The organism is Amycolatopsis sp. NPDC006125 (assembly GCF_040614195.1).
Lineage (GTDB): Bacteria > Actinomycetota > Actinomycetes > Mycobacteriales > Pseudonocardiaceae > Amycolatopsis_E > Amycolatopsis_E tucumanensis.
This window is the reverse complement of sequence record NZ_JBEXTZ010000026.1, coordinates 12,916-31,051: the sequence shown is the minus strand read 5'-3', so window position 1 is coordinate 31,051 and position 18,136 is coordinate 12,916. Positions and strand designations below refer to the sequence as shown.

Annotated in this window: 17 protein-coding genes and 1 pseudogene; 7 read left to right on the top strand and 11 right to left on the bottom strand. The window is 72.1% G+C overall.

What is annotated here, in order from left to right:
* Positions 1–7: 7 nt before the first annotated feature.
* Genes ABZ193_RS15670 through ABZ193_RS15655 form a run of 4 tightly spaced genes read right to left on the bottom strand, consistent with a single transcriptional unit; the run spans position 8 to position 3,695 of the window.
* Entirely contained in the window at positions 8–1,153 is a 1,146-nt protein-coding gene (locus ABZ193_RS15670; protein WP_354710301.1) for a class I SAM-dependent methyltransferase, read from the bottom strand.
* Positions 1,154–2,104 (bottom strand): class I SAM-dependent methyltransferase, encoded by a 951-nt coding sequence (locus ABZ193_RS15665; RefSeq protein WP_017984452.1) that lies wholly within the window; start codon positions 2,102–2,104, stop codon positions 1,154–1,156. It abuts the gene before it with no gap.
* A 1-nt stretch (position 2,105) separates the two neighbouring features.
* Complete coding sequence (locus ABZ193_RS15660; protein WP_354710300.1) at positions 2,106–2,885, bottom strand: enoyl-CoA hydratase-related protein; 780 nt, start codon at positions 2,883–2,885, stop codon at positions 2,106–2,108.
* A 45-nt stretch (positions 2,886–2,930) separates the two neighbouring features.
* Positions 2,931–3,695: an ABC transporter ATP-binding protein gene (locus ABZ193_RS15655; RefSeq protein ID WP_354710348.1), complete on the bottom strand. Its 765-nt coding sequence runs from the start codon at positions 3,693–3,695 to the stop codon at positions 2,931–2,933.
* A gap of 297 nt (positions 3,696–3,992) precedes the next feature.
* Between ABZ193_RS15655 and ABZ193_RS15650 the strand changes: the two genes are divergently transcribed.
* Together ABZ193_RS15650 and ABZ193_RS15645 are read left to right on the top strand one after the other, a co-directional pair.
* On the top strand, positions 3,993–4,529 hold the full coding sequence (locus tag ABZ193_RS15650; RefSeq protein ID WP_354710299.1) for a cysteine dioxygenase family protein: 537 nt from the start codon (positions 3,993–3,995) through the stop codon (positions 4,527–4,529).
* Positions 4,529–4,921 carry a rhodanese-like domain-containing protein gene (locus tag ABZ193_RS15645; protein ID WP_237339224.1) on the top strand — a complete coding sequence of 131 codons (393 nt, stop codon included), beginning with the start codon at positions 4,529–4,531 and terminating at the stop codon, positions 4,919–4,921. The genes ABZ193_RS15650 and ABZ193_RS15645 overlap by 1 nt, the downstream gene beginning before the upstream one ends.
* 544 nt (positions 4,922–5,465) lie before the next feature.
* Here the strand turns inward: ABZ193_RS15645 and ABZ193_RS15640 are convergent.
* Genes ABZ193_RS15640 through ABZ193_RS15625 form a run of 4 tightly spaced genes read right to left on the bottom strand, consistent with a single transcriptional unit; the run spans position 5,466 to position 9,723 of the window.
* Positions 5,466–6,614: a glycoside hydrolase family 16 protein gene (locus ABZ193_RS15640; RefSeq protein ID WP_354710297.1), complete on the bottom strand. Its 1,149-nt coding sequence runs from the start codon at positions 6,612–6,614 to the stop codon at positions 5,466–5,468.
* Positions 6,615–6,642: 28 nt separating this feature from the next.
* Positions 6,643–7,959, bottom strand: a complete 1,317-nt coding sequence (locus ABZ193_RS15635) for an MFS transporter (protein WP_354710295.1) — start codon at positions 7,957–7,959, stop codon at positions 6,643–6,645.
* A 31-nt stretch (positions 7,960–7,990) separates the two neighbouring features.
* Positions 7,991–8,923, bottom strand: coding sequence for an NAD(P)-dependent oxidoreductase (locus ABZ193_RS15630; RefSeq protein ID WP_354710294.1), 933 nt, complete (start codon positions 8,921–8,923; stop codon positions 7,991–7,993).
* Positions 8,920–9,723, bottom strand: a complete 804-nt coding sequence (locus ABZ193_RS15625; RefSeq protein ID WP_020420179.1) for an IclR family transcriptional regulator — start codon at positions 9,721–9,723, stop codon at positions 8,920–8,922. Before ABZ193_RS15625 ends, ABZ193_RS15630 begins: the two co-directional genes overlap by 4 nt.
* 59 nt (positions 9,724–9,782) lie before the next feature.
* On the opposite strand from ABZ193_RS15625, the gene ABZ193_RS15620 reads away from it, so the two are divergent.
* Genes ABZ193_RS15620 through ABZ193_RS15610 form a run of 3 tightly spaced genes read left to right on the top strand, consistent with a single transcriptional unit; the run spans position 9,783 to position 12,535 of the window.
* Entirely contained in the window at positions 9,783–10,949 is a 1,167-nt protein-coding gene (locus ABZ193_RS15620; RefSeq protein ID WP_354710292.1) for a mandelate racemase/muconate lactonizing enzyme family protein, read from the top strand.
* A gap of 3 nt (positions 10,950–10,952) precedes the next feature.
* Positions 10,953–11,840: a dihydrodipicolinate synthase family protein gene (locus tag ABZ193_RS15615; RefSeq protein ID WP_354710291.1), complete on the top strand. Its 888-nt coding sequence runs from the start codon at positions 10,953–10,955 to the stop codon at positions 11,838–11,840.
* Entirely contained in the window at positions 11,837–12,535 is a 699-nt protein-coding gene (locus ABZ193_RS15610; protein WP_354710290.1) for an SDR family oxidoreductase, read from the top strand. Before ABZ193_RS15615 ends, ABZ193_RS15610 begins: the two co-directional genes overlap by 4 nt.
* Positions 12,536–12,569: 34 nt before the next feature.
* Here the strand turns inward: ABZ193_RS15610 and ABZ193_RS15605 are convergent.
* Together ABZ193_RS15605 and glgP are read right to left on the bottom strand one after the other, a co-directional pair.
* Positions 12,570–13,044 (bottom strand): annotated as a pseudogene (locus ABZ193_RS15605) (hypothetical protein); the annotation flags it as partial.
* Positions 13,045–13,212: 168 nt separating this feature from the next.
* Positions 13,213–15,753 carry an alpha-glucan family phosphorylase gene (gene glgP, locus ABZ193_RS15600; RefSeq protein WP_020420184.1) on the bottom strand — a complete coding sequence of 847 codons (2,541 nt, stop codon included), beginning with the start codon at positions 15,751–15,753 and terminating at the stop codon, positions 13,213–13,215.
* Between the two features lie 38 nt (positions 15,754–15,791).
* On the opposite strand from glgP, the gene ABZ193_RS15595 reads away from it, so the two are divergent.
* Positions 15,792–17,228, top strand: coding sequence for a neutral zinc metallopeptidase (locus ABZ193_RS15595; RefSeq protein ID WP_354710289.1), 1,437 nt, complete (start codon positions 15,792–15,794; stop codon positions 17,226–17,228).
* Position 17,229: 1 nt separating this feature from the next.
* On the opposite strand, the gene ABZ193_RS15590 is transcribed toward ABZ193_RS15595, so the two are convergent.
* Positions 17,230–17,730 (bottom strand): MarR family transcriptional regulator, encoded by a 501-nt coding sequence (locus tag ABZ193_RS15590; protein ID WP_020420186.1) that lies wholly within the window; start codon positions 17,728–17,730, stop codon positions 17,230–17,232.
* Between the two features lie 77 nt (positions 17,731–17,807).
* Between ABZ193_RS15590 and ABZ193_RS15585 the strand changes: the two genes are divergently transcribed.
* A complete protein-coding gene (locus tag ABZ193_RS15585) occupies positions 17,808–18,107 on the top strand; it encodes a thiamine-binding protein (protein WP_020420187.1) in 300 nt (99 codons plus the stop codon).
* Positions 18,108–18,136: the final 29 nt, after the last annotated feature.

Sequence of the window (18,136 nt, the reverse complement as noted above, 5' to 3'; positions counted from 1 at the left end):
CGAGAACCTACCCCGGGATCCGCTCCGCGCGACAGAGGAAGAAGTGGGGCGTGCGGCCGATCCGCGTGAGCACCACGCTGGCCTCCTGGTCGCCCGCGAGCTTGAGCCGCTTGCGCAGCGCGTCCGGGTCGACGTCCAGGCCGCGGACCAGGATCTCCAGCCTTCCGACGCCGCGCGCCCGCAGCAGCGAACGCAGCGATTTCTCCTGGTAGTGGCCGTGCTCCAGGACGCGGAAGGCCCGCACGCCGGGTGGCGGCACATCGCCGGTCAGGTAGGCGATCCGCTCGTCGAGCTGCCACAGCCCGTGCCGGGCCGCGTAGTGCTTGACCAGGCCGGCCCGCACCACCGCGCCGTCCGGGTCGACGATCCACTCGCCCGGCGCGGCGGCGCCCGCGTCCGACGGGTCCCCGTCGGTGACCGTCCACTGTGTACCGTCCGAGCGCAGCACGGTCGCTCGCCGCTCCGCCGTCGCCAGGCCGGCGCTCCACACGCAGGCCTCCCGCACCTGGCCGTCGAGCGACACCAGCTCGATCTCCGCCGCCCACGGCACGGCCGCCGGATCCAGGCCGGGGGCGCACTTCACGACGAGGTCCCGGCCCGCGTAGGCCTCGGCGAGCTCGTCCAGCGGCGGCGCGAAGTCCGACGGGCGCCAGGTCCGGCGGCCCGCCGAGTCGCGGCGGGCCGGATCGGCAACGACCACCGCGTCCCGGCTGACCCGCCGCAGCGCGTCGGCCCGGACCACCGCAACGCCGGGGCAGTTGTGCCGCGCCATCGCCAGGCGCACCGGGTCCAGGTCGGAGCCGAGGCACCGTCGGGCGACCCGGGCCAGCTCGGCCAGGTCGGCGCCGATCGAACAGGTCACGTCGTGCACGTCGCGTCCGGTCAGCCGCTCCGCGCGGTGCCGCGCCACCGGCGGCACGCTGGCCTGCTGCAGCGCGTCGCCGGTGTAGAGCCAGGACGGGTCGAGCTTGCCCTTGCGCCGCAGCAGCACGGTCTCCAGCACCGCGGCGAACCGCTCACCGGCCAGCTTGCGCACGGCCGCGACGTCCGCGATCCGGTCGGTCAACGGCAGCTCGGCGACCTGGCCCAGCGCACGCGCGCCTTCCTCCGAGCGGAGGAAGGCGACGTCGTCGAGGGTGAACGCGTAGGGCACTTACGGCTTGATACCGGTGATCATCACGTTGTAGAACAGCTCGCGCGGCAGCACCTTGGACAGCACCTTCTTGTCCAGCGCGGACAGCCGCAGCCACAGGTGGTAGGCGAACATCCGCCACCGCACCGTGAGCTTCTCCTGCGGCACCGCCGCCTCGAACGTGCGGATCGGCCAGCCGGCCAGCGCCGCGCTGAACTCCTCGGTGACCGCGCGGACGTCGACCGCGCCCGCGCCGAGCGCCATGCGCTCCAGCTCGGACGGGTCGAACGTGTGGATGTCGACCACGGCCTCCAGCGCCGCCGCGCGCGAGGACTCGTCCAGCTCCTCCTGCGGGCGCCGCCAGCCGCTCAGCGCCGGGACCTTGGTGACGTTGGTGGTCAGCCACCAGGTCAGCTGGCCGAGCTTGCGCGCGTAGAAGTTGCCGATCTTGGTCGGCTCACCGGCGAACACGAACCGGCCGCCCGGCTTGAGCACCCGCAGCACCTCGCGCAGCGCGCCCGGCACGTCCGGGATGTGGTGCAGCACCGCGTGCCCGACCACCAGGTCGAAGCTGTTGTCCGGGTAGGGGATGCGCTCCGCGTCGGCCACCCGGCCGTCCACGTCCAGGCCCAGGTTCTCGGCGTTGCGCAGCGCGACCTGCACCATGCCTGGCGAGAGGTCGGTGACCGAACCCTTCTTGATCACGCCGCCCTGCATCAGGTTCAGCAGGAAGAAGCCGGTGCCGCTGCCCAGCTCCATCGCGGTCGGGTAGGGCTGGCCCTCCTCACCGGCGACGGCGTTGAACACGTCGGTGGCGTAGGAGATGCAGCGCTCGTCGTACGAGATCGACCACTTCTCGTCGTAGGTGCCTGCCTCCCAGTCGTGGTAGAGGATGTTGGCCAGCTTCGGGTCCGAATACGCCGCCTTGACCTCTTCCTCGGTCGCGTGCGGGTTCGGGGCGGGGTCGGTCACGTCACTTCCCTTCGAAGGTGGCCTTGCCGGGGCCGTTCTCCACGAAGGAGGTCATGCCCGTGGTCTGGTCCTCGGTCGCCCACAGCGCCGTGAACAGCTGCGTCTCCAGCTTGAGGCCGCTGGCCAGGTCCACGTCGAGACCGCCGTCGATCGCGGCCTTGGCCTGCGCGAGCGCGACGGCCGGGCCGTTCGCGAACTGACCGGCCCACTTCTGCGCCGCGGAGTAGACGTCGTCCGGCGCGACCAGCTGGTCGACCAGGCCCAGCGACAGGGCCTCCTCGGCCTTGACGAAGCGGCCGGTGAACACCAGGTCCTTGGCCTTGCTCGGGCCGATCAGGCGCGCGAGCCGCTGCGTGCCGCCCGCGCCGGGGATGATGCCGAGCAGGATCTCCGGCTGGCCGACCTTCACGTTGTCGCCGGCGATCCGGTAGTCCGCGCCCATCGCGAGCTCGAGCCCGCCGCCCAGCGCGTACCCGGTGATCGCGGCGACGACCGGCTTCGGGATCGCGGCGACCGCGGCCACCGTGCTCTGCAGCTTGGCGCCGAACGACCGCATCTCCACGTAGGAGCGGGTGACCATCTCCTTGACGTCCGCGCCGCCGCAGAAGGTCTTCTCCCCGCCGTAGAGGATCACCGCGCGCACGTCGGACCGCTCGGTGGCCTCCTGCGCGGCCACCGCCAGCTCGGCCGTGACCTGGCCGTTGATCGCGTTGACCGGGGGCCGCTCCAGCCGGATCGTGCCGATCCCGCCGTCCACCTCGAGCCGTACGAACTCGCCCACGCTGGCATCCTCCTTGATCGTGCCTACCGGCTGGTAGGGCTGACCTTACCGGCGACGCGCGAAGAAGCGGTCACCCGAGCGTTCGAGGACGAGGTCCTGGTCGAACGTCTTGGACAGGTTCTCGGCGGTGAGCACGTCGTCGACCAGGCCCGCGACCACGGCCCGGCCTTCCCGCAGCAGCAGCGCGTGGGTGAAGCCTGGCGGAATTTCCTCGACGTGGTGTGTGACGAGCACCATGGCCGGCGCGTCCGGATCGAGCGCCAGCTCGGACAGCCGGGCGACCAGGTCCTCGCGGCCGCCCAGGTCGAGGCCCGCGGCGGGCTCGTCGAGCAGCAGCAGCTCCGGGTCGGTCATCAGGGAGCGGGCGATCAGGGTGCGCTTGCGCTCGCCCTCGGACAGCGTGCCGTACTCGCGGTCGGCCAGGTGCCGGATGCCCAGCGCGTCCAGCAGCTCCTCGGCGCGGCCGGTGTCCATCGAGTCGTACTGCTCGCGCCAGCGGCCGATCACCGCGTACCCGGCGCTGACCACGACGTCGACGACCTTCTCGTCCCCCGGGACGCGCGACGCGATCGCCGCCGAGGTGAAGCCGATGCGCGGGCGCAGGTCGAAGATGTTGGTGCGGCCGATCTGCTCGCCCAGCAGGTGCAGCGACCCGGTGGTGGGGTGCAGTTCGGCGGCCGCGAGCCGGAGCAGGGTGGTCTTGCCTGCGCCGTTCGGGCCCAGCACCACCCAGCGCTCGTCCAGCTCGACCGACCAGTCGAGGCCGGCCAGCAGGTCGTTCTTGCCGCGGCGGACCCCCACCCCGGCCATCCGCACCACGAGATCGTCAAGGTCGTTCGGCTCGCTCACGGGCTTATTGTGGCCGCCGGGCGCCGCCGGAGTCCCGCCGCCCCCGTACCACTTGGTGGGACGTCACAGCGGGTAGCCGGATCTCGTGGCACGATGCGCTTCGTGAGCACCTCCCGGTACCCGCGGCGCCGCTTCTGGCGCAACCGTGCCGTGGATCTGGTGCTGGTCGCGTCCTGCGGGTGTAGCCCGACGCGGCACGGTCGCTGACCTGCCGCGTCTCGCCACGTCCCCTTTCACGCGACCTTCTGGAGACTTTCGGTGACTTCTGTCCTGCGTTCGACCGAGATCCACCCGCGCCTGATCGGAACCGCGCTCGAGGAGCTGCTGCACCCCGAGCGGCTGCTGTGGACGCCGACCCAGCTCGCCGGCCTGACCCGCACCGTCACGCTGGAGCTGGGTGCGCGGATCTCGGAGTTCCTGCACTTCGACGCCGACCAGCGGTGGTGGGCGCGGCTCGCCCTCACCGAGGGGATCGAGCTGTGGGTGCTGACCTGGCTGCCCGGGCAGGGCACCAAGCCGCACGACCACGGCGGCGCGGCCGGGTCGTTCACGGTGCTGCGCGGCGAGCTGTCCGAGGAGTACCGCTACCCCGGCGGGCCGATCCGGCAGCGCACCCATGTGACGGGCGACGGAATCGGGTTCGGCGCCGGGCGGGCGCACCAGGTGACCGGCGCGGGCAGCGAGGCCGCGGCGAGCATCCACGCCTACTCGCCGCCGCTGGTGCCGACACGCGAATACGCCAGTCTGGCTGACGTGCCCGCCGAGATCCCGCCGCTGCCGGGCATCCTGCGCTGATGAACATCGACGAGATGCTGGCCTCCGCCCGCGCCACCCTGAAGCGGGCCGAGCCCGCCGACGCCTGGCGGCTGCAGGCCGAGGGCGCGCTGATCGTGGACATCCGGCCGATCGGCTACCGCGAGGCCGAGGGCGAGATCCCGGGCGCGGTGCCGGTCGAGCGGATCCACCTGGAGTGGCGCCTCGACCCGGCGAGCGACCACCGGCTGCCCGGGGTGCGCCCGGACCGGCCGGTGGTCGTGGTGTGCAACGAGGGCTACGCGTCCAGCCTGGCGGCGGCCGACCTCCGGCGGCTGGGGTTGTCCCGGGCGACGGACCTGGTGGGCGGTTTTCGTGCGTGGCGGGCTGCCGGGTTGCCCGTGCAGCCGGGTGGCACGCCGGCGGTTCCCTGAGGGGAGCTGGTTGCCGGGGCCCCGCGGTGGCGCGGTGCGGTGTGGAGTGGCGGGTGGTTGCGGTGGACTGCGCCGCGGAGCGGCGGGGGGTGCGCCACGGAGCGGCTGGGGGGTGCGCCACGGAGCGGCTGGGGGTATGCCACGGAGCGGCGGGGCGGCTGCGGTGCGGCGCCGCGGCGCAAAGCAGCGGGCGGCCGCGATGCGCTCCGCCACCGGGCGGCGGGCGGCCGCAATGCGCTGCGCGGCGGGTGGCCGCGGTGCGCTCCGCCACCGGGCGGCGGGTGGCCGCGGTGCGCTGCGCCGCGGAGGCGGGTGGCCGCGGTGAGCGAGTGCGGCGCGGCGAGGAGCGGCGCAGCGGGTCCAGCCACCGGCACGCCGGCGGTTCCCTCAGGACTGCGCTCCGCGATGCGCTACGCCGCGGAGCGGCCGGCGGCCGCGGTCGGCAGGCGGGTGCGGCAGCTTCCGCGATCCCCCGCAGCGGGGCGTGCCGATCCCCACGACCGGCACGCCCGCTCACCTACCCCGCCGGGACGCGCCCGCTCGCCTAACCCGCCGGGAGGAACTTCACCGCGTCTGCCCTCGCGGTCGCGGCTCCCGCGGTCAGCGTAACCGCGCTGGACGTGCCTGCCGGGAAGTCCCACGTGCCCAGCTTCAGCCAGCCGCCCGTCGTGTAGTCGGCGGTCACCGTGCTTGTCTGTCCGTTGTGGACCACCGTCAGGCGCGCCGCGGAATCAGTCGACGGTACCCGGTAGATCCACACGTCGTAGGTCCCGCCGGCACGCAGGTTCGGTCGCCACGTCGCCGTCGAGCCGGGGGTCTGGCTGTACCGCGAGCTGTTCCCGACCGTGAAGCCGGCCAGGGAGCTGTCCAGCCAGGTGCCGGTCTCCGAGTAGCCGTAGTCGGCCGGCGTGTCGTTGTCGACGTAGTACTCGCGCTGGTAGTACCGCACGTAGTCGAACTGCGCGGTCGCCGGGAGTTTGCTCTCGTCGACCGTCTCGTACGCGATCGACGTCAGCCAGATGTTCACGTAGTCGTGCGTGTCGAGGCTCGGCGGGTAGGTCGCGGTGTTCGTCAGCACCCCGTCCACGTAGAAGGCCACCCGGCTTTCGTTCCAGTCGAGACCGTAGGTGTGCCAGCCCGCCGAGGTGTCGAAGCCCGGGTTCGTCCACTTGCGACCGACGTCGGTCTTCGTGCCGTCCGGCCGCCACGCGTTGACACCCTGGCTGATGCTGCGCGGCGCGCTGGAATTGATCTCGAACTGGTCGATCTCGGTGCGCCGGTCGGGGTTGAACGTCGTGCTCCCGTCACCGGCCATCGCCCAGAACGACGTGTGCCAGCCGGATCCCACGGGCGTCTTCGCGCGCGTCTCGTAGTACCCGTAGCGGAAGGACTGCTTGCTCACCACACCGCCCGCGGTGTAGGCGTAGCTGCCGACCTGCTCCTTGCGCAGGTTCAGCGTCAGCACGCCGCCGCCCTCCGTGACGTTCGCGGGCAGCTGTGCGCTCTTCACCTTCTGATCGGTGCGGTAGTTCCACTTGGCGGTGTCCACTGTGGAGTCGTTGAACTCGTCGCTGAAGACCAGTGTGTAGCCGGATCCGGCTGGGGTGGTGACCGGGCCGGCCGCCTCCGCGGCCGGAGCGGTCACCAGCGCGGCCGCGACCAGCACGGCGGGGACGAGTGCGTACCTCGGCATTGAGGGTTCTCCTTGACCGGTGGGGACTTCAGGCCACGGCGCGGGCCTTGGGCCCGGCCGTCTCCCGCACGACCCGCAGGACGGTGACCAGCGTGATCGCGGCGGTGAGCATCACGTAGAACGCGGGCGAGAGCCGGTAGCCGCTGGCCGAGATCAGCCAGGTGGCGATGTAGGGCGCCGTGCCGCCGAACAACGACACCGCGATGTTGTACGGGATCGCGATCGCGCCGGAGCGGATGCGCGGCGGGAACAGCTCGGCCATCGTCGCCGACACCGCACCGTCGTAGGCGGCGATCAGCAGACCCAGCACGACCATGCCGAGGATCGCCAGGAACTCGTTGCCCAGCGACATCAGCAGCAGGGCGGGCCAGGTCAGCAGGATGAACCCGGCGGTGCCGGCGATCAGCAGCGGGCGGCGGCCGATCCGGTCGGACAGCGCGCCGGCGAACGGCACCGCCACCGCGACCACCGCCAGGCACACCGTGGAGGCGACGAACGACTGCACCTTCGTGAAGTGCAGCGTGGTCTGCAGGTAGCTGGGCATGAACGTCTGCAGCGTCCAGTGCGCGACACCCTTGATCACGACCAGCCCGGCCAGCACCAGCATCGCCTTGCCGCCCGTGCGGAAGGTCTCCCGCACCGGGCTCTCGGTGACCTCGCCCCTGGCCTCCAGCTCGCGGAACTCCGGCGTGTCCTGCAGCTTGAGCCGCAGGTAGAGACCGGCCAGGCCGAGCGGCAGCGCGAGCAGGAACGGCAGCCGCCACGCCCACGAGGTCATCGTCGCGTCCCCGAACGACGCGGTCAGCAGCAACGCCAGCCCCGAGCCGAAGACGAACGCGGCGAACCCGAAGGTGTCGGCGAAGCTGGAGAAGAACCCGCGCCGGTTCGGCGGCGCGTACTCGTACAGCACCGTCACCGCGCTGGACGTCTCGCCGCCCGCCGCGAAACCCTGCACCAGCCGGGCGACGACGAGCAGCAGCGGGGCGAGCGCGCCGACCGCGTCGTACGTCGGCAGCACACCGATCGCGAAAGTCGCCAGCGACGTGGTGAGCACGACGATCGCGAGCACCCGCTGGCGCCCGATCCGGTCGGCCAGCGGCCCGAAGAACAACCCGCCCAGCGGCCGGATCACGAACCCGGCGGCGAACACCGCGAACGTCGACAGCAGGGCGGCCGTCGGGTCGCCCGCGGCGAAGAAGTTCGCGGCGATGACGGTCGACAGGGTGCCGTAGATACCCATGTCGAACCATTCCACGAAGTGGCCGGCACCCGCCGCCAGCAGCACTTTCCGGCGGGGCACCTGGCCGGTGCTCACGGTTTCGGGCACAGCGACCTGTTCAGACATGACGACCTCGTTGTCCGTGTCGGAGTGGGGATCAGCGGAGTTCCGCTTCCGCGATCATGCGGGAGACGGGGAATTCGACGGTGAAGCCGAGCAGTTTGCGCGCCTTCGCGTTGGACGTCGTGTAGCGCACCGCGGGACCGGGCAGGGACACGTCCACATAGTCCAGTCCGGCGCGGCGCGCCAGTTCCGGGACCAGCCAGTCGAAATCGACCGAGTCGTCCGCGCCGAGACCGATCACTTCGCCGTCGAGACCGGGGGTTTCCACGGCGGCGACCACACCGGCTGCCAGGTCGCGGGTGTCCAGGATGCCCATCCGGAAGGGCGTCCCGTCCTCGCCTCGCGAGAGCACGAGCTTGATCGTGCCGTCGTCGTGTGGTTCGAGCGCCGCGACTGCGGCCGCGTTGCCGAACGCCCGCTGCTGCTCGATCTTGCGGTGCAGGAAGAACCGCGGCCCGGAGAAGAAGCTGTCGCGGTCCAGCAGTTCGGCGGCGTCCTGGAAGTGGGAGAACCGCAGCACCACCGCCTCGAGCCCGCGGGTGCGGCGGTAGAAGTCCACAGTGTCCTCGGCGAGCTTCTTCGTCAGCCCGTACGCGCTCGTCGGCGCGCGCGGGTGGTCCTCGTCGAGCGGCTGGTACACGGGTTTGCCCTCGGGGTAGACCTCGCCCGTGCTGGCGAGCACGAGCTTCGCGCCCGCCAGAGCCGCCGCTTCGGCCACGTTCGCGGTGCCGAGCACGTTGGTCTCGAACAGCGCCGCGTCGTCGGCCCGCTGCCAGGACATCCGGGCGGCCAGGTGCACCACGACGTCCGCGCCGGCGCAGGCCGAGATCAGACCGTCCCGATCGGACAGTGGCAGGCTGACCGGCGGCGCGACGTCGATCGGCACCACCGTGTGGCCGCGGTCTTCGAGCCGTCCGGTCAGCGTGCGGCCGAGCCGTCCCACGGCCCCGGTGACGGCGATCCTCACCGGACCTCCCGCACCGGGGTGTGCACCGGGCCGAGGTAGCCGAGGCCGATGCTCACGCTGTCGGCCGCCTCGACGATGGTGCGCCCCAGGTCGGCCTCCCGCTCGTCGAGCGCGATCGCGGACAGCGCACCGGACAACGAGATCGCGGCGACGACCGCGCCGGTGTGGTCCCGCACCGGCGCGGCGATGCACGCGCGGCCCAGCGCCAGCTCCTCGATCTCGGTCGAGTAGCCGCGGCTCGCGATCCGCGCGAGGTCCGCGTCCAGCGCCTCGAACGTCGTGATGGTGTGCCCGGTGAAGCCGTGCAGCGGCTCCGGACCCAGCAGTTCCCGGCGCTGTTCCGGCGACAGGCCCAGCAGCAGGCTCTTGCCCATCGCCGTGGCGTGCAGCGGGTTGCGCTGCCCCATCAGCGAAAACGACTTCTGCGCCAGCTGGCCTTCGACGTTGAGCAGGTAGAACAGCTCAGCACCGCGGCGCACCGCGACGTTCGCGCCGAGACCCAGTTCCCAGGCCAGCCGCTGCGCGACCGGACGTGCCTGCCGGTAGATCGGGTCGTTGTTGAGCGCGATGCCGGCCATCGTCAGCACCGCCGGGCCGAGCTCGTAGAGCTGGCTCACCGGGTCGCGGCGGACCAGGTCGACCGACTCCAGCGTCGCGAGCAGCCGGGACGTGGTGGAGATGCCCAGCCCGACCTCGGCCGCGACGTCCGACACCCGCAGCGCGGGCCGGCCGAGGGTGAAGGCGTTCAGCACGGCCGAGGCCCGCTCCACGCTCTGATTGCCACCGCTTTCGGAAACCATGGCACGAAGTATGCGGAGGCTTTGCACATTCCGCAAGTCCCGTGCAAAGATTGGCAACCATGCGCATCGCCGAGGTGACGACCTACGTCTTGAAGCTGTCCGGTCCACAGGCCTACCTGGGGAAGCTGGAGGACGGCAGCGAGCTGAGCGAGGACCGCGGCTACGTCGTGCGTGAGCCGTGGCGCAGCCTCTACTCCGGCCGGTTCGAGACGATGCTCGTCCGCGTCACCGCCGAGGACGGCACCACCGGCTGGGGCGAGGCGCTGGCGCCGGTCGCCCCCGAGGTTCCCGCGGCGATCGTCGACCGGATGCTCGCCGGCTGGCTGACCGGCCGCGAGATCACCGGCGTCCGCCCGCTCTGGCTCGGGCTGCGGGACCTGATGCGTGAGCGCGGGCACCTGGTCGGGCACCAGGCCGACGCGCTGGCCGCGGTCGACATCGCGCTGTGGGACCTCTACGGCAAGCTGACCGGGCTTTCGGTGGCCGACCTGCTCGGCGGCGCGGTGCGCACGCACGTCCCGGCCTACATCTCCGGCCTCGCCCGCTCCACCGACGCCGAGCGCGCCGCACTGGCCGCGGACTGGGTCACCAAGGGGGCGAGCCTGGTCAAACTGGCTCTGGGCAAGGGGATCGAGGCGGATCTGGCCACCTTCGACGCGGTCGCCGAGGCCGCGCCGCCGATGCGGATCGCGGTCGACGCGCACTGGGCGTACCGGATCGGCGAGGCCGTCGAACTGGGCCAGGAGCTGGACCGGCGCAAGGCGCTGTTCTTCGAGGCGCCCCTGGTGCCCGAGGACGTCGACGGGCACGCCGAGCTGGCCGGGCGCATCCGCACGCCGGTCGCGGTCGGCGAGGCCATGCGCAACCGCTACGAGTTCGCCGACTGGCTCGGCCGCCGCGCACTGCGCCTGGCGCAGCCGGACGTGGCGCGCACCGGCATCACCGAGGCGATGTCGATCGCGGAACTCGCGTCGGCCCACCACGTGCCGGTCGCCTGCCACCACTCGGTCGGCCTCGGCATCGCGCTCGCCGCCGGGATCCACGTGTCCGCGGCCGGCGCGGACACGCCGTTCTTCGAGTACCAGCCGGACACCGTCCCGGTCGCGCAGAGCATCCTGCGCACCCCGCTGAGCGCCGGGCCGACGGGGTTCGCCGTGCCCACCGGGCCGGGGCTGGGCATCGACGTCGACACCGACCTGATCACCGAACTCGCGAAGGAGAACTGACCCGTGCCGGACACACCCACCGGTCTCATCCCCATCCTGGCCACGCCGTTCACCGCGGACGGCGAGCTGGACCTGCCGTCGCTGCGGTCGCTGGTGGAGTTCCAGCTCTCCTGCGGCGTCGACGGGCTCGCCGTGTTCGGCATGGCCAGCGAGGGGTTCGCGCTGACCGCGGCCGAGCGGGAAGTCATCCTGCGCGAGGTGCGGGCGATGACGTCGTTGCCGGTCGTCGCCGGGGTCAACGGCACCAGCACGGTGACCGCGCTGGAACAGGTCCGCGCCGCGGGCGACGGCGGGGCGGATCAGGTGATGGTGCTGCCGCCGTTCCTGGCCAAACCGTCGCCGTCGCAGGTCGTCGAGTTCTTCACCGAGGTCGCCGGCGCCGGGGTGCCGGTGATGATCCAGGACGCGCCGGGCGTGACCGGCGTGCCGGTCGACGTCGCCGCGGTGGCCGCGCTCGCCGGGGTCGACGGCATCACCTCGATCAAGGTGGAGGCGGCGCCGACACCGTCCAAAGTGGCCGCGGTGCGCGATGCCGCGGGATTGGCCGTCCTCGGCGGGCAGAACGCGCAGGCGCTGATCGAGGAGTACGACAACGGCGCGGTCGGCACCATGCCTGCGTGCGAGTTCACCGACTTGCTGCGGTCCATTCTGGACGATCTCGCGGGCGGACGCCGGGCCGAGGCGCGGGCGGAGTTCACCCGGCTCCTGCCGTTGATCCACCTCGGGGTTCGGCCGGGACAGGCGTGGGCCGTGCACAAGGAGGTGCTGGTGCGGCGCGGGATCATCCGGACGGCCACCGTGCGGCTGCCCGCCCGGCCGCTGGAGCCGATCACCGAGAAGGCGCTGACCGAGGTCCTGGACGAGCTGGCGCTGCCGGCGTGGCGCCGGTGAGGGGCGTCCTGGTCGTCGGCGGCGGCTCGGACATCGGGCGGGCGATCGCCGCGGCGTTCCCGGACGACCACGTGGTCGGCGCCGGACTGGAGCCGGTGACCGACCCGGTGTTCGGCGAGTACGTGGTCGCCGACTGCGCGACACCGGCGGGCGCGGAAGCGGCCGTCGGCGCGCTCGACCGGCTGGACGTGCTGGTGCTGGCGGCCGCGTCCCAACCGGTGGCGGCCGCCGCGGAAGCGACCGACGAGCAGTGGCGCGCGGCGATCGCGAACACGCTGGACGCGGCGTTCTACCCGGCGCGGGCGGCGCTGCGGGTGATGACGGCCGGGAGCAGCATCGTCGCGGTGACGTCGGTGAACGGCTTCCTGGCCGCGCCCGGCCTCCCCGGCTACGCGGCGGCGAAAGCCGGGGTGGACGGGCTGGTGCGGCAGCTGGCTCTGGAGTACGGCCCGCGCGGGATCCGGGTCAACGCGGTCGCGCCGGGCATGATCGGCTCGGCCGACCTGCCCGCCGTGGCGGAGGGCTACCCGCTGCGCCGCACCGGCGAGCCACGCGAGGTCGCCGACGCCGTGGCGTTCCTGGCATCGGCGCGGGCGTCGTTCGTCACCGGCGTGGTGCTCCCGGTCGACGGCGGGCTGTCGATCGCCTCGCCCGCCGCGTTCCTGCGGCCGGACCTGCGCGCCCGCTTCCTCTAGGTGTGATGTCCAGGGAGGTTGGTCAGCCGGGTGGTGAGAGCACTCGTTCGATGGTGACGCCGCTGGTGGCGAACCAGGTCACCGCGCGGCGCAGCACCGCGGTGGCGGTGACAGCGGTTTCGTCGGCGTGGATCTCGGCGTAGGCGAGGCGGGAGTGGTCGTCGAGCGCGGTGTGCACGAACGCGGTCCCGATCTTGGGGTTGCGGTAGGAGTTGCGGGGCTTGTCTGGTGTCGCGGCCCGGTTGCGAGCGCCTTGGGCGCGGCCGACGAACCGGTGTCTGCCGCCGCCGGGAACGTTGCCGAACTTGGTGACATCAACGTGGCTCAGCGCGCCGGGGTGATCGTGTTCGTAGCGGCTCGCCGGTGACCCGGTCGATCCGGGAGAGGCGGTTGATCCGGCAGCGCACCAGCACCGCATGCACGGTGGAGGCGTGCAGGCCGGCGATCTGGACCGGCCCAGCCGGTGGCGCCAGCGCTGCGGTGCAGGTCCAGCCCTGTTCGACAATCAGGCGCGCGAGCCGGAGCCGGGTGCGTGGCGTCAGGGTGGGACACGAAGGCCTCCGGCGGGTGATGTGGTTCCACGACAGCTCCACCTCACATCCGGAGGCCTTCACCTGTCTGCACGACAGGCCGTCACCGGTCACCTCGAATCGGAACAACGTCCCTGGACATCACAGCTAGGCCAGCACCACCTTGCCCAGCTCGGCGGGCGTCGCCAGGAGGTCGTGGCGCGGCAGGATCCGCACGGTGTAGCCGAGGGAGCCGGCCCGGGGCAGCCGCAGCGTCGCGGTGTACTCGCCCTCCTGGGACGGCTCCATCCGCACCGTCATGGGCTCCGCCAGCTCGTCGGTGTCACCGACGCGGCCGACCACCGTCTGGACCTCCACTTCGGACGGCGCCAGCCCGGCCAGGTCCACCTTCGCCCGCACGCGCACCTCGTCGCCGACCACCAGGCGCTCCTGCGCCTCCACCGTCAGCTCCGTGTCCAGCACCCGCACCTGCCGCCACACCGCGTCGACCCGCCTGCGGTACTCCGCCAGCGACCGCGCCCCCGCGTACCCGTCCGCGGTCGCCGCCGCGCTGGTCACCGCCGCCGGATGGTAGGCCGTCTCCACGTACTCGCGCACCATCCGCGACGCCTGCACCCGCGGCCCCAGCACGTCCAGCGTGTGCCACACCATCGACATCCACCCGCGCGGCACGCCCGCGTCGTCCCGCTCGTAGAACAGCGGCGCCACCTGCTGGCCCAGCAGGTCGTACAGCGCGGCCGACTCCAGCTCGTCCCGGCGCAGCGGGTCGGTCACGCCGTCCGCGGTCGGGATGGCCCAGCCGTTGCTGCCGTCGTAGCACTCGTCCCACCAACCGTCCTTGATGGACAGGTTGAGGCCGCCGTTGAGCGCCGACTTCATGCCGGACGTGCCGCACGCCTCCAGCGGCCGCGTCGGGTTGTTCAGCCACACGTCGCAGCCGCGGTAGAGGTAGCGCGCCATCGACATGTCGTAGTCGGGCAGGAACACCATGCGCCGCCGCACCGCGGGGTCGTCGACGAACCGCACGACCTGCTGGATCAGCGCCTTGCCGCCCTCGTCGGCGGGGTGCGACTTGCCCGCGACGACGATCTGCATCGGACGTTCCTCGTCCAGCAGCAGCGCGCGCAGCCGTTCCGGGTCGCGCAGCATCAGCGTCAGCCGCTTGTACGTCGGCACCCGGCGGGCGAACCCGACGGTCAGCACGTCCGGGTCGAACACCTGGTTCACCCAGCCCAGCTCCAGCGCCGACGCGCCGCGCTGCAGCCACGCGTTGCGTACCCGCCGCCGCACCTCGAGCACGAGCTTCTGCCGCAGGTCCCGCCGCAGCGCCCACAGTTCCTCGTCGGACACGCCCATCTGGCTGGGCAGCTTGCCGTCGTGCCCCCACGCCTTGTGCTTGCCGCCGAGCAGCGCGGTCAGCTCACGCGCCACCCAGGTCGGCCCGTGCACGCCGTTGGTGACCGACGAGATCGGCACCTCGGCGTCGTCGAAGCCCGGCCACAGCCGCGCGAACATGCGCCGCGACACGCGACCGTGCAGCTGGGACACGCCGTTGGACCGCTGCGCCAGCCGCAGGCCCATGTGCGCCATGTTGAACATGCCCGGGTTGTCCTCGGCGCCCAGCGCGAGGATCCGCTGCAGCTCCAGCCCCGGCAGCAGCCGCCCGTCGCCGAAGTAGTGCTGCACCAGGTCCACCGGGAACCGGTCGATGCCGGCGGGCACCGGGGTGTGCGTGGTGAACACGGTGCCCGCGCGCACGGCGGACAGCGCTTCGTCGAACGCCAGCCCCTGCTCGCCGATCACCTCGCGGGCGCGCTCCAGGCCGAGGAACCCGGCGTGCCCCTCGTTGGTGTGGAACACCTCCGGCTGCGGGTGACCGGTCAGCTCGCAGTAGCGCCGCACCGCGCGCATGCCGCCGATGCCGGCCAGGATCTCCTGGCGGATGCGGTGATCGGCGTCGCCGCCGTAGAGCCGGTCGGTGACGCGGCGCAGGTCCTCGTCGTTGGCCTCGACGTCGGTGTCCAGCAGCAGCAACGGCACGCGCCCGACCTGCGCCTGCCACACCTGCGCGTACAGGTCGCGCCCGCCGGGCATCGCGACGTGCACCAGCACCGGCTCGGAGTCCTCACCGGTCAGCAGCTCCAGCGGCAGCGCGCTCGGCTCGATCACCGGGTAGTGCTCGACCTGCCAGCCGTCCAGCGACAACGACTGCCGGAAGTACCCCGACCGGTAGAGCGGCCCGACCCCGATCAACGGCACCCCCAGGTCGGAGGCCGCCTTGAGGTGGTCGCCGGCGAGCACGCCGAGGCCGCCCGAGTAGTTCGGCAGCGCTTCGTGCACGCCGAACTCCATCGAGAAGTACGCGATCGCGGCCGGCGCCCGCTCCCCCTGCGGGCGCTGCTGGTACCACCGGTCCTCGGTCAGGTAGCGCTCGAGGTCGTCGCTCATCGCGTGGACCCTGGCGAGGAAGTCCTCGTCACCGGCCAGCTCCGTCAACCGCGCCGGCGACACCGCGGTGAGCATCCGGAGCGGGTCCCGCACGCGCCGGAACAGGTCGTCGTCCATCGACGCGAACAGGTCACGGGTCGGCGGGTGCCACGTCCAGCGCAGGTTGGTGGCCAGCGCGCGCAACCCGGCCAGCGGCTCGGGCAGGCTCGCGCGGACGGTGAACCGGCGGATTGCTCTCATGGGGATCGACGATATCGGTAAGGTGCGCTGCGACAAGCGTGACGAACATCGAGGGGGCCGGGGTGCGGCGATCGCTGGTGGCGCTGAGCGGGGTGCTGGCGCTGGGACTGGCCGGTTGCAGCGACGGGAAGTCCGCCTCGGTGTCCGAGGGTGACGTCGCCGGGCTGCCGATCACCCACTTCGAGAGCGGTCTCAAGCCGACCGCGCCCGAGCCGGACCTCGACGTGACCAACGTCAGCGGCGACGAGGCGGACCGGGTGGCCGTCGCCACCATCGCCGACGTCGAGGACTACTGGTCCGACGCGCTGCCGGGCAACTTCGACGTCAAGTTCGAGCCGGTGAAATCGCTGCTGTCCTACGACTCCGACGGCGAGAACCAGGAGAACGGCTGCGGCGACACGAAGGGCAACGCGAACGCCTTCTACTGCAGCATCGACGACTCCGTGGCGTGGGACCGCGGCGTGCTGCTGCCGACCATGATGGACCAGTTCGGCCCGCTGTCGGTGGTGACCGTGCTGGCGCACGAGTTCGGCCACGCCGTGCAGTACCGGCTCGGCGACAAGGCGGGCATCAGCCGCAACACGCCCACGATCGTGAAGGAGCAGCAGGCCGACTGCTTCACCGGCGCCTACTACCGCTGGGTCGCCGAGGGCAAGAGCAAGTACTTCGCCGTGTCCACCTCCGACGGGCTGAACTCCGCGCTGTCGTCGCTGTTCCTGGTGCGGGACAGCGCGGGCACCTCGGCGACAGACCGGTCCGCGCACGGCACCGGGTTCGACCGGACCTACGCCTTCCAGATCGGGTTCGAGCAGGGGCCGACGGAGTGCGCGGGGATGACGCTGGACAACATCCGGGCGCGGCTCACCGAGCGGCCCTTCGACTCCGGCGACCGGGACGGCGACATCGAGGTCGACCAGGAGGCGATCGGCCTGCTGAAGGACAGCCTCGACCAGGCGTTCGCGGGCGCCAAGGTGCAGGCGCCGGAGATCGTCGACGACGGCGCGTCCTGCCCGAACGGCTCGGCCACCCCGCCGGCCACCTACTGCACGAGCGACAACACGGTGCGGATCGACCTCACCGCGCTGGCCGAGCTGGGACAGCCGGTGGACCAGGAGGGCGAGTTCACCGGCTCCAGCAGCGGCGGGCACGGCGACTTCGCGGCGTTCTCCGAGGTCGCGTCCCGGTACGCGATGGGCATCCAGAAGGGCGTCGGCGCTTCGCTGGACAACGCGAACGCCGGGTTGCGGACCGCGTGCCTGGTCGGCGCGTGGGCTGCGGTGGCCGCGCAGGAGGGTCAGCAGATGCGGCTGTCGGCAGGCGACCTGGACGAGGCGATCTCGGACCTGCTGCGGCCGGACTCGCTGGTCGCGGCCGACGTCGACGGCAAGCCCGCGGCCAGCGGCTTCAACCGCGTCGAGGCCATGCGCACCGGCTACCTGCAGGGCTCCGGGCCCTGCAGCACCCAATACGGCTGAGTCAGCCGATGAAGTCGCCGGTCGCCTTGCGGACCTTGGTGAGCAGCTCGGACAGTTGCTCGGTCTGCTTCGGCGTGAGGCCGACGAGCCCGAAGTCGATCGAGGTGACCGCCTTCGTCGCCTCCTCCAGGCGGGCGTGACCGTCGTCGGTGATCTCCACCAGCGTGGTGCGCCGGTCGGTCGGGTGCGGCACCCGCTTGACCAGCCCGTCCTTCTCCAGCCGGTCGACGATGTTGGTCACGCTCGTCGGGTGCAGCTGGAGGCGCTCGCCCATGACCCGCATCGGCAGCGCACCGCGGCGCGCGAACGACAGCAGCACGAGCGCCTCGTACCGCGCGAAGGTGAGGCCGTGCGGTTTGAGCGCGCCGTCGACGGCCGACTGGACGATCTGCTGCACGCGCATCACGCCGGTGACCGCCGCCATCGTCGCGGACGGCCCGATCCGGTCCTCCCACAGCTGCGCGGCGCGGGCGATCGGGTCGAAAGGCAGCGGGCGGTTCATGGCAGGGAAGCTACCAGCGGGTTCTTGACCGAGGGGGCAGGGTAGTGCGCAAAGTGTCGCAAGTGTGAGGAGAGCCGATGATCGTCGCCTTCAGCGTGAGCCCGTCCGGTGGCGACCCGGACGGCGGGGTCAGCGAAGCGGTCGCCAGGGCGGTGAAGGTCGTCCGCGACTCGGGCCTGCCGAACTCGACGAACGCGATGTTCACCAACGTCGAGGGGTCCTGGGACGAGGTCATGGACGTGGTGAAGCGGGCGGTGGAGGCGGCGGGCGAGGGCGCCGCCCGGGTGTCGCTCGTGCTCAAGGCCGACATCCGGCCGGGCTTCGACAGCGGTCAGCTGGAAGCGAAAGTGGAGCGGCTGGAGGAGCACCTCCGGTGAAACGCCGGACAGTACATGCCAGGATGGAA